This is a genomic window from Actinoplanes subtropicus, assembly GCF_000721705.1.
GTDB lineage: Bacteria > Actinomycetota > Actinomycetes > Mycobacteriales > Micromonosporaceae > Actinoplanes > Actinoplanes subtropicus.
On record NZ_JOJL01000001.1, the window covers coordinates 194263 to 208062 of the forward strand.

General features: G+C 72.7%; 12 protein-coding genes. 7 read left to right on the forward strand and 5 right to left on the reverse strand.

The features are described from left to right. Nucleotides 1-18 precede the first annotated feature (18 nt). From IH26_RS0100950 to IH26_RS0100960, 3 genes are read left to right on the forward strand one after another with little or no spacing between them, the layout of a single operon-like run. Complete coding sequence (locus IH26_RS0100950) at nt 19-975, forward strand: GlxA family transcriptional regulator (RefSeq protein ID WP_030434149.1); 957 nt, start codon at nt 19-21, stop codon at nt 973-975. Between the two features lie 29 nt (nt 976-1004). Continuing rightward, on the forward strand, nt 1005-2372 hold the full coding sequence (locus IH26_RS0100955; RefSeq protein WP_030434150.1) for a glucose-6-phosphate dehydrogenase: 1368 nt from the start codon (nt 1005-1007) through the stop codon (nt 2370-2372). Beyond that, complete coding sequence (locus IH26_RS0100960; RefSeq protein WP_030434151.1) at nt 2369-3727, forward strand: MFS transporter; 1359 nt, start codon at nt 2369-2371, stop codon at nt 3725-3727. Before IH26_RS0100955 ends, IH26_RS0100960 begins: the two co-directional genes overlap by 4 nt. Nucleotides 3728-3733: 6 nt before the next feature. Here the strand turns inward: IH26_RS0100960 and IH26_RS52880 are convergent, their stop codons facing one another. From IH26_RS52880 to IH26_RS0100980, 4 genes are all read right to left on the reverse strand, one after another. After that, nucleotides 3734-5239: a glycosyltransferase family 39 protein gene (locus tag IH26_RS52880; protein ID WP_169789696.1), complete on the reverse strand. Its 1506-nt coding sequence runs from the start codon at nt 5237-5239 to the stop codon at nt 3734-3736. Nucleotides 5240-5394: 155 nt separating this feature from the next. Next, a complete protein-coding gene (locus IH26_RS0100970; protein ID WP_030434152.1) occupies nt 5395-6132 on the reverse strand; it encodes a cobalt-precorrin-6A reductase in 738 nt (245 codons plus the stop codon). Further along, a complete protein-coding gene (gene cobM, locus IH26_RS0100975; RefSeq protein ID WP_245664859.1) occupies nt 6120-6905 on the reverse strand; it encodes a precorrin-4 C(11)-methyltransferase in 786 nt (261 codons plus the stop codon). Before cobM ends, IH26_RS0100970 begins: the two co-directional genes overlap by 13 nt. After that, nucleotides 6860-8068 carry a bifunctional cobalt-precorrin-7 (C(5))-methyltransferase/cobalt-precorrin-6B (C(15))-methyltransferase gene (locus tag IH26_RS0100980; RefSeq protein ID WP_030434154.1) on the reverse strand — a complete coding sequence of 403 codons (1209 nt, stop codon included), beginning with the start codon at nt 8066-8068 and terminating at the stop codon, nt 6860-6862. The genes cobM and IH26_RS0100980 overlap by 46 nt, the downstream gene beginning before the upstream one ends. Before the next feature lie 184 nt (nt 8069-8252). Here IH26_RS0100980 and IH26_RS52885 point away from each other — a divergent pair, with 184 nt between their 5' ends. Genes IH26_RS52885 through IH26_RS0100995 form a run of 3 tightly spaced genes read left to right on the forward strand, consistent with a single transcriptional unit; the run spans nt 8253 to nt 11320 of the window. Further along, the gene (locus IH26_RS52885) at nt 8253-10046 is read left to right on the forward strand and encodes a ferredoxin reductase family protein (protein WP_030434155.1); all 1794 of its coding nucleotides are present in this window, start codon (nt 8253-8255) and stop codon (nt 10044-10046) included. A gap of 18 nt (nt 10047-10064) precedes the next feature. Continuing rightward, nucleotides 10065-10559, forward strand: a complete 495-nt coding sequence (locus IH26_RS0100990) for an FMN-binding protein (RefSeq protein WP_030434156.1) — start codon at nt 10065-10067, stop codon at nt 10557-10559. A 32-nt stretch (nt 10560-10591) separates the two neighbouring features. Beyond that, nucleotides 10592-11320: an FAD:protein FMN transferase gene (locus tag IH26_RS0100995; protein ID WP_034213290.1), complete on the forward strand. Its 729-nt coding sequence runs from the start codon at nt 10592-10594 to the stop codon at nt 11318-11320. Nucleotides 11321-11365: 45 nt separating this feature from the next. On the opposite strand, the gene IH26_RS0101000 is transcribed toward IH26_RS0100995, so the two are convergent. Then, nucleotides 11366-11581, reverse strand: coding sequence for a hypothetical protein (locus IH26_RS0101000; protein ID WP_030434158.1), 216 nt, complete (start codon nt 11579-11581; stop codon nt 11366-11368). Between the two features lie 160 nt (nt 11582-11741). On the opposite strand from IH26_RS0101000, the gene IH26_RS59375 reads away from it, so the two are divergent. Then, nucleotides 11742-13799, forward strand: a complete 2058-nt coding sequence (locus IH26_RS59375; protein ID WP_245664860.1) for a serine/threonine-protein kinase — start codon at nt 11742-11744, stop codon at nt 13797-13799. Nucleotide 13800: the final 1 nt, after the last annotated feature.

Sequence of the window (13800 nt, forward strand, 5' to 3'; positions counted from 1 at the left end):
CGCAGTAGGCTGCGTCACATGCTGCGCAACGTGGCCGTGATCGCCCTTCCCGAGGTGGCCGTCTTCGAGCTGGGCGTGCTCTGTGAGCTGTTCGGATACGACCGCACGCCGGAGGGCCTGCCCGGCTACGACTTCGCCGTCTGCTCGGTCGACGGCGGCCCGGTGCCCACCCACGCCGGCTTCGACATCACGGTCAAGGACGACCTGTCCCGGGTCGAGGCGGCCGACCTGGTCGCCGTCGCGCCGTATTACCACACCGGCTATGCGGTGGAGCCGGCCGTGATCGGCGCGCTGCGCCGGGCGCACGAGCGGGGCGCCTGGGTGATGAGCGTCTGCACCGGCGCGTTCGCGCTGGGCGAGGCCGGCCTGCTCGACGGGCGCCGCTGCACCACGCACTGGCGGCACACCGGCGACCTGTCCCGGCGCTATCCGGACGCCAAGGTTGATCCGGATGTGCTCTACGTGCAGGACGGGAAGATCCTGACCAGCGCGGGCACGGCGGCGAGCGTGGATGCCGGGCTTCATCTCGTACGCCAGGAGCACGGCACCGCGGTCGCCACGATGCTCGCCCGGCGGATGGTGGTGCCGCCGCATCGGGACGGGGGCCAGGCGCAGTTCATCGAGACCCCGCTGCAGCCGGTGCAGTGCGAGACGCTGCAGCCGGTGCTGACCCACGTCATCGCGACCCTGGACCACGCGCACAGCGTCGAGACCATGGCCGAGCTGGCGCACATGGCGCCGCGCACGTTCGCCCGCAAGTTCCGGAACGAGACCGGCGCGACCCCGCACGACTGGCTCACCAACCAGCGGCTGCTGCTCGCCCGCCGCCTGCTGGAGGATTCCGACCTCGGGGTGGACACGATCGCCGAGCGGGCCGGCTTCGGCAGCGCGGCCACCCTGCGGCACCACTTCACCCAGCGGCTGAGCACCACCCCGCAGGCGTATCGCGGGACGTTCCGGTCACACCCGGTGTGAGCCGCTCCCGGCGAGGGAAACTGGCGGGCATGACCGTGTTCGTGCTCTTCGGCGCCACCGGCGATCTGGCCGCCAGGATGGTGCTGCCGGCGTTCTGGACCCTCGCGGGCGAGGGCCTGCTCCCCAAGGACTGGATCCTGGTCGGTAACGGCCGCGGCGACGTCTCGCATGAAAACTTCCGGGCGCACGTACGGAAGGTCGTCGGCTCGCCATCGGCGGGGTGGGACGACTTCGCGAAGCGGCTGCGGTTCGCCGGCGGCGGGTTCGACTCCGACTCGCCCGGCAGCCTGCTCGACGTGATCGAGGAGGCGCGCACGGCGGTCGGCCGGGACGCGCAACTGGTGCACTACCTGGCGATCCCACCGGTGGCGTTCCCGGAGATCACCAAGGCGCTCGGCGTGCACGGGCTGGCCAAGGGCGCCCGGGTGGTCTACGAGAAGCCGTTCGGCCTCTCGCCGGCCGGCTTCCGGACGCTCAACCGGCAGGTGCACGCGGTGCTGGACGAGTCGCAGGTCTACCGGATCGACCACTTCCTGGGCAAGGAGGCGACCCAGCAGCTGCACGCGATGCGCTTCGCCAACCAGGCGCTCGCCGCGATCTGGAGCCGGGAGCACGTGGAGAGCGTGCAGATCGACGTGCCGGAGACGCTCGACGTGGCGAACCGCGCGGTGTTCTACGACGCCACCGGCGCGGTGCTCGACATGCTGGTCACCCACCTCTTCCAGGTGGCGGCCGAGGTGGCGATGGAGCCGCCGCCGTCGCTCGGGGCGGCCGACCTGCAGGCGGCGCGGGAGACGGTGATCCGCCGGTTCCGCCCGATCGACCCGGCCGAGGTGGTGCTCGGCCAGTTCGCCGGCTACCGGGACATCAAGGGCGTGGCCAAGGGCTCGCGCACCGACACGTTCGTGGCGGCCAAGCTCTGGATCGACTCGCCGCGCTGGCGGGGTGTGCCCTTCCTGCTGCGTACGGGCAAGCGGCTGGCCGCCAGCGAGCAGCAGGTCAGCCTCGTCCTGCGGACGCCGTCGGCGCCCTTCAAGAGGCTGCCGCCGCAGGCCAACGTGCTCTCGTTCTCGCTGGCCGGGGACGGCGAGGTGGACCTGGCGCTGCTCGCGAAGAAGCCCGGCATCGCGGAGAACCTGGAGCGCGCCTCGGTGGGGCTGCCGCTGGCGCAACTCCCGGAGGCGGATCCGCTGCCGGCGTACGCCCGCTTGATCCACGACGTGCTGGAAGGGGACCGCGCGCTCTTCACCCGCCCGGACGGCTTGTCGGCGGCCTGGAAGGCGGTCACGCCGCTGCTGGAGTCGCCGCCCCGGCCGATCACCTATGAGCCCGGCTCGTGGGGGCCGGCGAAGGCCCGGAAGCTCGCCGCGCCGCACCGCTGGCTGCTGGGGCAGTGACCGCCGGCGTACCCACCAAGGTCCTCGACCGCCCGCCGATCGTCCCGCTGGTCCTCGGCGCCATCCTGAACCCGGTCAACTCGTCGATGCTGGCCGTTGCGCTGGTGCCGATCGGGGTCACCTTCCACGCCGTGCCGGCCCGCACGGCGTGGCTGGTCTCGGCGCTCTACCTGGCCACCGCCACCGGCCAGCCGGTCGTCGGGCGGCTGATCGACCGGTACGGTGCCCGCCGGCTCTACCTGGCCGGCGCCGCCCTGGTCGGGGTGGCCGGGGTGATCGGCACACTGGCCCCCTCGCTCGGGTTCCTGATCCTGGCGCGGGTGCTGCTCGGCTTCGGCACCTGCGCCGGCTACCCGGCGGCGATGTACCTGATCCGCCGCTCCGGCATCGAGAAGCCGGGCGGCCTGCTCACCGCGCTGTCGGTCTCGGCGCAGACCATCGTGGTGATCGGCCCGACCGTCGGCGGCCTGCTGATCGGCGCGGCCGGCTGGCGGGCGCTGTTCGCGGTGAACATCCCGCTCGCCCTGGTCTGCCTGGTGCTCGGGGCGATCCTGCTGCCCCGGGCCGACGACCTGGCCGAGTTCGAGCACCGGCTCGACCACCTGGGCATCGGCCTGTTCGCCGGGGCCCTGACCAGCCTGATGCTGTTCCTGATGAGCCCGTCGCCGGGCCACCTGTGGCTGCCGGTGGTCACCGCCGTGCTCGGGGCCGGCTTCGTCCGCCGCGAACTGCGCTACCCCGACCCCTTTCTGGACGTACGGGTGTTCGCCGGCAACGCACCGCTGATCGCCACGTACCTCCGCTCCCTGTTCGCGCAGACCGTCGCCTACGCGTACCTCTACGGCTTCACGCAGTGGCTCGAGGCGGGCCGCGGCCTGAGCGCCCGGAACGCCGGCCTGATCCTGCTGCCGATGTCGCTGGTCTCGATCGGGGTCGCCACCATCACCGGCCGGCGCGCCGAGTTCCGCGGCAAGCTGCTGGTCGGCGCGGTCAGCCAGGTCGTCGCCTGCGCGCTGATGCTGCTGCTCACCGCGGGGAGCCCACTCTGGATCCCGGTGCTCATCTCGGTCATCTGCGGCCTGCCGCAGGGCCTGAACAGCCTGGCCAACCAGAACGCGGTCTACTTCCAGGCCGACCCGGAGCGGATGGGTGCCTCGGCCGGCCTGCTGCGGACGTTCTCCTACCTGGGCGCGATGGTCTCGGCCGCGGCGACGGGCGTGTTCTTCCGGCACGGCGCGGACACCGCCGGCCTGCACGGGCTGGCCGTCTTCCTGATCGTGGTCGCCGGCCTGCTGCTCGTGGTGGTGCTGGGCGACCGGTCGCTGCGCCGGCTCGGCGGCGCACCCGCCTCCTGACCAACCTCAGGTGGTTACCCCGCAGGGCTCGGCCGGCTGCCAGATCTCGTAGCCGAGCAGCTGCCAGTGGCTCTGCCACCGGCAGGTCGAGCGGGCCAGGGTCTCGTTCCGCGGATCGCCGGAGCGGAACACATAGGCCGCCTTGGGGTCGGCCGCGACCTCGGCCCGATACGGCAGATAGCGGTCGAATCCGGGAGTGAGGCTGTCTCTCGGTCCCTCGAACAGGACGGCGCACGTGATCTGTTCGCGGCTGATGAAGGTCAACCGGTCGCAGTCCATGTAGCCGCCATAGATGTGGCTGATCCCGTTACGCTGCAGGGCTCGGATCAACTGCCGGCTGGCGGCCTCGCCCGGGCTGTGGCTCGCGTCTCGAAACGCCTGGACGGTGCCGAAGGCGAGCGTGATGATGACCAGTCCGAGGGTGACCGCGCGCACGGGAGGGGGGAAGAGCGACCGTAGCGGCGCGATCAGGGCCGGCGTGGCGACCAGGACGCCGACCAGGTAGCGGACGTTGTTCGCGGGCGCGACGCCCGCCGTCGGGCTCGCCGCGAAGGCGACCGTGGCGAGGCCGGCGCTGACCAGCATCGCGAGCCGGCCGTACGACTGCGGCCGCCACGCCTGTGGTCGCCGGTCACGCAGCGTCCGCAGCGTGCCGATCAGCCCGGCGGCCCAGAGCAGGACGACGGCCAGGCCCCACACCGTGGTGATGGCGTTGGCGGCGGGCGGCAGCCAGCCCCCGTCGAAGGCGAGCGGCCACGCCGGCGCCGATCGGGGGTGCGCGATCGCCGACCCGCCGGTGATGTAGGCCAGGCTGATGGTCAGCGTGTTGGTCACCTGACTCACCAACCCGGTGGACTGGCCGCTGCCGAGGCCGGTGCCGCCGTGGACGTACAGATCGGCCAGCGTGGCCAGCGAGCTGTCGCCGAACGGCCGGGTCAGGTCATGCGCCAGCCACGGCAGCGCGCCGACCAGCAGCCCGGCCGTCAGGGCCCACCCGCCGCCCCGGGGCGCGCGGCCCTCGAGCCTCCGGTGGGCCAGCCAGACCAGGACTCCCGAGGTGAGCACGAACGGCGCGACCAGCATGGTGCTCCACAACCCGAGGGTGGCCGTCAGGCCCCAGCCGGCCAGCAGCCACCGCCGGGCGGAGTCCGCGCCGCGGTCGGCCGTTTCCAGCAGCCGGTGGCCGAGCAGCAACAGAATGGTGCCGGCCAGCAGCGTCTCCGGAATCGCGCCCTCGGTCACCGACTCGTAGCCGTAGACCTCCCGCGAGCCCAGCGCCAGCAGGCCGACGGAGACCAGCGCCACCCCGGTGCCGTGCAGCCGGCGCGCCAGGACGTACATCGTCAGCAGGAAGACCAGGAACAGCAGCACCATCGGAACCCGCAACGCGACCAGCGACGGGCCGGACACCCGGAACACCGCCGCGGCCAGATAGGACTCCGCCGAGCCCATGTACGACTGGCCGTACATGAAGTCCGGAAAGTCGCGGCCCTCGGCGATGTGCATCGCCATCAGGCCCATGGTGCCCTCGTCGCTGTTGCTCGCCGGCCACTCGTGGGCGAGCAGAACGAACCGGATGACGGCCGCGGCACCTATCAGAATTGTCAGCAGTACGGCGCGGCGAGTGGCGCGCTTGTCCCCGTGAATGGCTGTCAGCTCGCGTTTCTCTATGTGCCCCCGATTTGGCTGATCATGCTAATGCATGACTCGACCGAGTTGACCATCGTCGCGGCGGGCGGGCGTGGTGGGCGGTCGATCAGCACGACCGGGATGCCCTGCCGGCGGGCGGCGGTCAGTTTGGCGTCGGCGCCGCCGCTGTCCTTGCTGACCAGGACGTCGATGCGGTGGTCGCGGAGCAGGCGGAGTTCGCCGTCGACGGTGAACGGGCCGCGATCCAGCAGGACCTCGAGGTGCGGCGGCAGGGGCGGGGCCGGCGGCTCGACCGAGCGGGCCAGGAACCAGCACTCGCCGGTGCCGGCGAAGGCGGCCAGGCCCTGGCGGCCGGTGGTCAGGAAGACCCGCCGGCCCAGGTGGGGGAGGAGCGCGGCGGCGGCTTCCAGGCTGGGCACCCGGCGCCAGTCGTCGCCGGGCCGCTCGGTCCAGCCGGGCCGGCGCAGGACCAGCAGCGGCACGCCGGTGGCGGCGGTGGCGGCGGCCGCGTTGGCGCTGATCCGCTCGGCGAACGGGTGGGTGGCGTCGACCAGGATGTCCACCCGCTCGGCCCGCAGGTAGTCGGCCAGGCCGTCGACCCCGCCGAAGCCGCCGATCCGCACCTCGCCCGCCGGAAGCAGCGGTTCCCGGGTGCGGCCGGCCAGCGAGCTGATCACCCGGTACGTGCGGAGCGCGGCCGCCAGCGCGCGCCCCTCGGTGGTGCCGCCGAGGATCAGAACGGTCAGGGGCGGCATCGGGTCGTGGAGTACAGGTGGCTGTCGGGGAACTGGGCCGCGGTCAGGGCCGGGCCGACCACGATCACCGCGGTGCGGCGGATGTCGGCCTCCTTCACCCGGGCGGCGATGTCCGCCAGCGTCCCCCGCAGGACCACCTCGTCGGGGCGGGACGCGAACGCGACCACCGCCGCCGGGCAGTCCGGGCCGTACGCCGGGATCAGGTCGGCGACCACCGCCTCGATGCGCTGGACGGCCAGGTGCAGCACCATCGTCGACCGGCTGGCCGACAGCGTCGCCAGGTCCTCGCCCGGGGGCATCGCCGTCGCCCGCTCCGCCGTGCGGGTGAGGATCACCGTCTGGGCGACCTCGGGGACGGTCAGCTCCCGGCCCAGGGCCGCGGCCGCGGCCGCGAACGCCGGCACGCCCGGCACCACCTCGTACGGAATGTGCAGGGAGGTCAGGCGGCGCATCTGCTCGGCGACCGCGCTGAAGACCGAGGGGTCGCCGGAGTGCAGGCGGGCCACGTGCAGGCCCTCGGCGTGCGCCTCGGCCAGCAGGGCGATGATCTCGTCGAGGTTCAGGCCGGCGGTGTCGACCTTGCGGCAGCCGGGCGGGCATGCGTCGAGCAGCTCGACCGGGACGAGGCTGCCCGCGTACAGGCAGACCGGGGAGGAGGCGATCAGGCGCTGGCCGCGCACGGTGATCAGATCGGCGGCGCCCGGGCCGGCCCCGATGAAGTGGACCGTCACGTAGTCACCGACCAGATCGTCACCGGCATCATCGTCCTCCACCCCGTGAAGCCGCCGACCGGCGACCCGCGACTGACGGTGAGGCGGGTCAGCTCCCCGCCGAGCTTCGCGTACGCCGCCGCCACCACCGCCTCGGACTCGACGGTCACCGCGTTCGCGACCAGCCGGCCGCCCGGGCGCAGGGCCGCCAGGCAGGCGTCGAGCACGCCCTCGGCGGTCAGCCCGCCGCCGATGAAGACCGCGTCGGGGATGGGCAGGCCGGTCAGGGCGCCGGGCGCTCGGCCCTCGACGACGGACAGACCGGGCACGCCGAGCAGTGCGGCGTTCGTCCGGATGGTCGCGCAGCGGGCGGGGGAGGACTCGATCGTGTACGCGCGGCAGGCGGGATGGCTGCGCATCCACTCGATCCCGATGCTGCCCGAGCCGCCGCCGACGTCCCACAGCAGGGCGCCGGGGGTCGGCGCGAGGGCGGCCAGGGTCACCGCGCGGACCTCGCGCTTGGTGAGTTGACCATCCGTTTCGTACGCCGAGTCGGGCAGGCCGGGGACGACGGCCGTGGCGGGGCCGTCCCCGCACTCGACCGCGACCACGTTGAGCGGGTCGGCGGCCGCCAGGTCGGTGGTGACGCACTCGTCCGGGCCACCCAGTTGGGACAAAACGGTGATTTTACCCAGGTCGTAGCCGGCCCCGATCAGCACGCCGGCCACCAGCGCGGGCGTCGACGCGTCCCGGGAGAGCACCAGGAACCGCCGGCCCGGATTGATCAGCCGCCGGACCGCGTCGACCGGGGCGGTGACCAGGCTGACGACCTCGGTGTCGGCCAGCGGCCAGCCCATCCGGGCGGCGGCGAGCGAGGCGGCGGAGGGGTGCGGTTCCACCCGTACGCGATCGGCTCCCAACACCCGCACGAGCGTCGCGCCGATCCCGTGGAACATCGGATCGCCGCTGGCCAGCACGCAGATCCGGCGCCCCCGATGGGCGTCGAGCAGGCCGGGCAGCGCCGGCAGCAGCGGTGTCGGCCAGGTCACCCGCTCGGCCGCCACCGAGGCCGGGACCAGCGCCAACTGCCGGGCGCTGCCGAACAGGACGTCGGCGGCTTCGACGGTGCCCCGGCCCGTACGGGAAAGGCCCGACCACCCGCCGGCGCCCACGCCGACCACCGTGACCAGGTCTGGCCATATTGGGGCGACATTTTCGGCGCGCATCGCGCGACGGTATCGCGGCGGCCGCGGCCGAGAAATTCCGGATCCGGTTGAGCGATGCTCGCGTCCGCTGCGTATCTCATCCAGACGGCTCCCCGAGACCGGGTCGTCACGCCGGCCGCAGGGGGTGGCCGACGCCGTGAGACGACTGCTGGACGGGTGAAGGACGATGGCGCAAGGACCGCCGATGTTCCAGACCTCTCGTGAACAGCGCTTCGCGCCGGACGAGGACGACGACGCCTCGTTCTTCGCGGCGCTCCGGCCGGACAAATCGGCCACCTCCCGGTACGAGGACGCGCCCCGGTACGACGACCGGTACGACGACTCGCCGATCGAACAGCACGCCCAGTACGAGGAGTCGCGGCACTCGCGGTTGTCGGAGCCGCAGATGCCCGCCCCGGCCGACCCCTGGACGGACGACTACGACGATCGCGCCTCGGACGTACGCGAGGTTCCCGAGATCGACGACCGCCGGTCGCCGACCTGGGACACCTACATCGACGACGACGAGCCCTACCGGCAGGCGGAGGACCCCTACCGGCGCCAGGCGGAGGACCCCTACCGGCGCAGCGACATCCTGGTCGAATCGCAGACCGACCCGAGTGGCTGGAAGGCCACCGGCCCGGCCCAGCCGCCGATCCCGGACGACCGGCCGCCGGCCGAGGCGGTCAGCGGCAACCGCCTGCTCACCATCCTGCTGTTCTTCTCCGGGCTGGCCACCAGCGTCTCGCTCTGGCTCTTCGACACCCAGGCCGGCGCGATCAACGACACCGCCACCGCGATGCTCGCGGCCGGGCGGATCACCGGCCTGATCTCCGGCTACATCCTGTTCATCCAGTTGCTGATGATGAGCCGGGTCTCCTGGCTCGAGGAGTGGGTGGGCGCGCGCGACCTGCTGCGCTGGCACCGCTGGCTGGGCACCACCCTGGTGGTCGGGGTGCTCGCGCACATCGTCTTCATCACGTACGGCTACGCGCTGACCGCCAAGGCGAAGGTGGTCGACCAGGCCTGGACGATCGTGACCACGTTCCCGGACATGCTCAAGGCGGTCGCCGCGACGATCATCCTGGTCGTGATCAGCCTGATCTCGATCCGGGCCGCGCGGAACAAGCTGCCGTACGAACTCTGGCACCTGATCCACCTCACCGGCTACCTGGTCCTGCTGCTCGGCTACGGCCACCAGGTCGCCACCGGCGCGGACCTGAGCGGCAAGTTCGCCTCGGTGTTCTGGCCGGCGCTCACCGCGCTGGTCATCTCGGCGCTGGTCTGGGGCCGGCTGGTCGAGCCGCTCTGGCTGAACGCCCGGCACCGCTTCGAGGTCGCCGAGGTCGTCGCCGAGGGCGCCGCCAACACGTTCTCCATCTACATCGACGGCAAGAAGCTGCAGAAGCTCCCGGCCCAGGCCGGCCAGTTCATGCGGTGGCGCTTCCTGACCCGCAACGGCTGGTGGCAGTCGCACCCGTTCTCGCTCTCCGCGGCGCCGAACTCGGAGTGGCTGCGGCTGACCGTGACCGCGGTCGGCGGCCACACCCAGCGGCTGGCCCAGATGAAGCCGGGCACGCCGGTGTGGGCCGCGGGCCCGTTCGGCACGTTCACGGCCCAGCGGCGGACCCGCCGCCGCGCCCTGCTGATCGCCGGCGGCAGCGGCATCGCGCCGGTCCGCGCGCTGCTCGAGGACATGCCGCCGGACACCATCGTGATCTACCGGGCGTCCCGGCCGGACGAGCTGGTCTTCCGCGGCGAACTGGAGGAGCTGGCCGAGCGGCGGGACGCGTGGGTCCGCTACATCGTCGGGTCGCGCAACGATCCCGGGCCGCGCCGGCTCTTCACCCCCAACGGCCTGCTCGGGCTGGTGCCGGACGTGTCCCGCCGGGACGTCTACCTCTGCGGGCCGCCCGGGCTGGTGGAGGCCGCCGTCGGCACGCTGCGTGAGCTCGACGTCCCCGACAGCCAGCTTCACCTCGACCCGTTCGAGTTCTGATCTTTCTTCGGAGGAGAGATGCGACGTAGTACCGCAGCGGCAGTCGGCACGCTGACCGGCGCCGCCCTGATCGTGGGCGTGCGCCTGAGCGTCCAGCCGCCGTCGGCGCCCGCCGCCGCGCCGCCCTCGACCAGCCTGGTGGACAACCCGGCCCCCGAGGCCACCGCCAAGAAGCCGGCCGGTACCGCCGGCGGCGCCGGGAAGAAGACGACCGAACCCGAGAAGAACAAGAGCGGCCTGAAGGACGGCACGTTCAAGGGCAAGGGCGCGACCAATCCGTACGGGACGGTCCAGGTCACCCTGAAGATCGCGAACGGGAAGATCACCGCGGTCGACGCGACCTACCCGACCACCGGCAACAGCGCCACGATCAACCCGGTCGCGGTCCCGAAGCTCAAGCAGGAGACGCTGCAGGCGCAGAGCGCGAAGGTCGCGGCCGTCTCCGGGGCCACCTACACCAGCCAGTCGTACCAGGAGAGCTTGCAAGCGGCGTTGGATTCGGCCAAGGCGTAGGGTTCCTGCTTGTGCGCCACGTCGAGCAGGTCATGGGTACGGCCGTCAGCATCGAGCTGGCCGACGACCTCCCCGCGGCCCGGCTGGGTGAGTTGATCGCCGACGTGTGCCGCTGGCTGCACGAGGTCGACGCCCGCTTCTCCACGTACCAGCCGGAGAGCGAGGTCATGCGCCTGCGCCGCGGCGAGCTCACGGCGGCTGACGCGTCGGAGGACCTGCGCCACGTCCTCAACGCGTGCGCCGACCTCTGGCGGGCCACCGACGGCTACTTCGACGCGTACGCCGGGGGCCCGCTCGACCCCTCCGGCTACGTGAAGGGCTGGTCGGTCGAGGTGGCCTCGGCCCGCCTGGCCGCCGCCGGTTCGACCAACCACTACATCAACGCCGGCGGCGACATCCGCATGCGCGGCCACCACCCCGACGGCGGCCCGTGGCGGGTCGGCATCCGCCACCCGTGGGAGGCCGACAAGCTGAGCTGGGTGCTGGCCCTGACCGACGGGGCGATCGCCACCTCCGGCACGTACGAGCGCGGCGACCACGTCATCAACCCGCGCACCGGCAAGCCGGCCCAGGGCCTGCGCTCGGTCACCGTGGTCGGCCCGGATCTGTCGCTGGCCGACGCCTACGCCACGGCGGCCCTGGCCATGGGCGAGCCCGGCCTGAAATGGCTCGCCAAGATAGCCACCGACGGCTACGAGTCGGCGGTGGTCACCGACGACGGCCGCGCCTTCAGCTCGGCCAACCTCCCGGCCGCGGTCTAGCCATCTTTCGCGCTCTCGGCGACCTGCGTGCTGCTGAACCGACGATTACCCGGCCGTCTGAGTCGGGGAGGGTGGGACCGCGGCCAGGAGGCGGCCGCTGAACTCCTGCGCGGCGCGGATGCCGTCGAGGGCTAGGACATAGCGTGCGCCCGGCCGGGTGGTCGCGCGCATCCGCATCTCGGCACGCAGGCGCTGCATGGCGTCGATGTGCTCGTCGAGCAGCTTCACGACGTACGCGGAAAGGTCTGTCTCGGGCGTCATGCGTGCCTCTCCCCTCGGCTGGAACGGCGCCGGTCAACTCAGGATGACGTCACCAGGAGCGACTTGACCGATGCGTCTCGTTAACGGTCTGTTTCGCTCTCGTGCATGCCGTCGGCTCGGGCCGGCGATGCTCGGTGACACGGCCGGTAGGGTGCTGCGCGTGACTCGTGCACTGTGGCCGAACGACCCCCGGCGGCTCGGCGACTACGAGCTGGTCGGGCGGCTGGGGGAGGGCGGCATGGGCGCCGTCTTCCTGGGTCGCGCGCCCGACGGCCGGCTCGTCGCGGTGAAGGTGATCCGGGCCGAGCTCGCGTGGGACCAGGAGTTTCGCGGCCGGTTCCGCAGCGAGGTCAACCGGGCCCGGGAGGTGCCCGGGTTCTGCACCGCCGCGGTGCTCGACGCCGATCTCGACCACGAGACGCCCTACCTCGTCGTCGAGTACGTCGACGGGCCGAGCCTGCAAGAGGTGATCAAGGAGCAGGGCCGGCTGTCCGGCGGCACCCTGCACAGCGTCGCGGTCGGCGTGGCCACCGCGCTGGCGGCCATCCACGGCGCCGGGGTGATCCACCGCGACCTCAAGCCGCAGAACGTGCTCTTCTCGCTCGGTACGCCCAAGGTGATCGACTTCGGTATCGCCCGCGCGCTGGAGGCGACCAGCCGGCACACCCGTACCGACCAGATGGTGGGCACGGTCGCGTACATGGCGCCGGAGCGGTTCGACGGCGAGACCGACCGGCTGGCCGGGCCGGCCGCCGACATCTTCGCCTGGGGCGTGGTGGTGGCCTACGCGGCCACCGGGCGTACGCCGTTCCGGGCCGACTCGCCGGCCGCCACCGCGGCCCGCATCCTGACCCAGCCGCCCGACCTGGCCGGCCTCGACGGGCCGCTGCGCGATCTGGTCGGCCGGGCCCTGGCCAAGGACCCGGATGCCCGGCCGACCGCGCACGACCTGCTGGACCAGTTGCTGGCCACGGAGTCCGGCGGGGCGCTGGCCCAGCGGCCCGAGCTGCTTCAGGCGGCGGAGGCGGCCGCGCACACCGGACGGCTGCGGCCCGAGCGCGTACGCACCGATGTCGTGCCCCGCCGCCGGGCCGGTCGCCTCGCGGCCGCCCTCGCCGGCGTCGTGGCGCTGGCGGTCGGCGGCCTGCTGTTCGCCCACGGACCCGGCCACCGGCTGCTGGCCAGTTCGCCGGCGCCGGCCGCGAGCCCGTCCGGCGCCCTGCCCACCACCGCGGTCAAGGCACGCGTCCAGGGCCCGTCTTTGATCGACCGGCTGGATCGCCGCGCCCAATGGAAGGACAGCCGGCCCAGCGACAACGCCGCCGGCTGGTGCGCCTTCGACGGCGGGCGCCTGGTGGCGACCACCCATCTGTCGAGCGTCTACAGCTGCACCGGCCCCACCGCCACGTTCGCCGGCGACCAGACGATCGCGGTCGACGCCACCGTGGTCACCCCGGGCGCCTGCGCGGTGATCTGGTTCCGGGTCGTCGACCAGAGCGGCTACCGGGCGTCCTTCTGCCCGGCGGAGATCCGGCTCGGGCTGGACGACCAGGACGACGTCACCGGGGAGCAGAAGGTCGCCTCGACGGCGTTCGCGCCCGGGCAGACCCACCGGGCGGGCATCGTCGTCCACGACGGCACGGCCCGGGTGACCGTCGACGGCGCGGCCGTGCTGAGCCTGCCGCTCACCGACCCGCTGCTGGCCGGCGGGCAGGTGCGGCTCGGCGCGATCAACGACGCGCACAGCGGGGACGCCGGCGCCGCCTTCGCCAACGCCGAGCTCCGGTCGCCGGCCGTGGACACGCCGGCCCGCTTTCCCGATCTGCTGGGCAGCGGCCGGGCCTCGTCGGTGGTCAAGCTCCAGTCGTACGATCCGATCGCGCATGTCGTGGTGGCCCAGCCGGTGCTGCTGCTGTCCGGTCCCGACTACTGCAAGCTTTTCAAGATCAAGCAGACCGACGGGCGGTGCGAGCAGGAATACACCATCGTCGAGAGCCACCTGACGGTCACCGTGCCGGCGGTGAACCGGCCGGCCCTGACCACGTACGACGACCCGAAGGGCGAAGGCACCTGCATCGGCTCGATGACCGGCGGCGGGACCTGCCCGATCAAGCCGGCCGCGTTCGCCCAGTGGTTGAAGACCAACCCGCAGGGCCTGGCCACGGTCACCGCCGACGGCGGCGTGGCGACCAAGCTGGCCGAGGTGTACACCCCCTGAG

Bases quoted from the DNA above. Each gene is read 5' to 3' on its own strand.
- IH26_RS0100950 (WP_030434149.1), top strand. From the start codon at position 19: ATGCTGCGCAACGTGGCCGTGATCGCCCTTCCCGAGGTGGCCGTCTTC.
- IH26_RS0100955 (WP_030434150.1), top strand. From the start codon at position 1,005: ATGACCGTGTTCGTGCTCTTCGGCGCCACCGGCGATCTGGCCGCCAGG.
- IH26_RS52880 (WP_169789696.1), bottom strand. From the start codon at position 5,239: ATGGCGATGCACATCGCCGAGGGCCGCGACTTTCCGGACTTCATGTAC.
- IH26_RS0100970 (WP_030434152.1), bottom strand. From the start codon at position 6,132: ATGCCGCCCCTGACCGTTCTGATCCTCGGCGGCACCACCGAGGGGCGC.
- IH26_RS0100980 (WP_030434154.1), bottom strand. From the start codon at position 8,068: ATGCGCGCCGAAAATGTCGCCCCAATATGGCCAGACCTGGTCACGGTG.
- IH26_RS52885 (WP_030434155.1), top strand. From the start codon at position 8,253: ATGTTCCAGACCTCTCGTGAACAGCGCTTCGCGCCGGACGAGGACGAC.
- IH26_RS0100990 (WP_030434156.1), top strand. From the start codon at position 10,065: ATGCGACGTAGTACCGCAGCGGCAGTCGGCACGCTGACCGGCGCCGCC.
- IH26_RS0100995 (WP_034213290.1), top strand. From the start codon at position 10,592: ATGGGTACGGCCGTCAGCATCGAGCTGGCCGACGACCTCCCCGCGGCC.
- IH26_RS0101000 (WP_030434158.1), bottom strand. From the start codon at position 11,581: ATGACGCCCGAGACAGACCTTTCCGCGTACGTCGTGAAGCTGCTCGAC.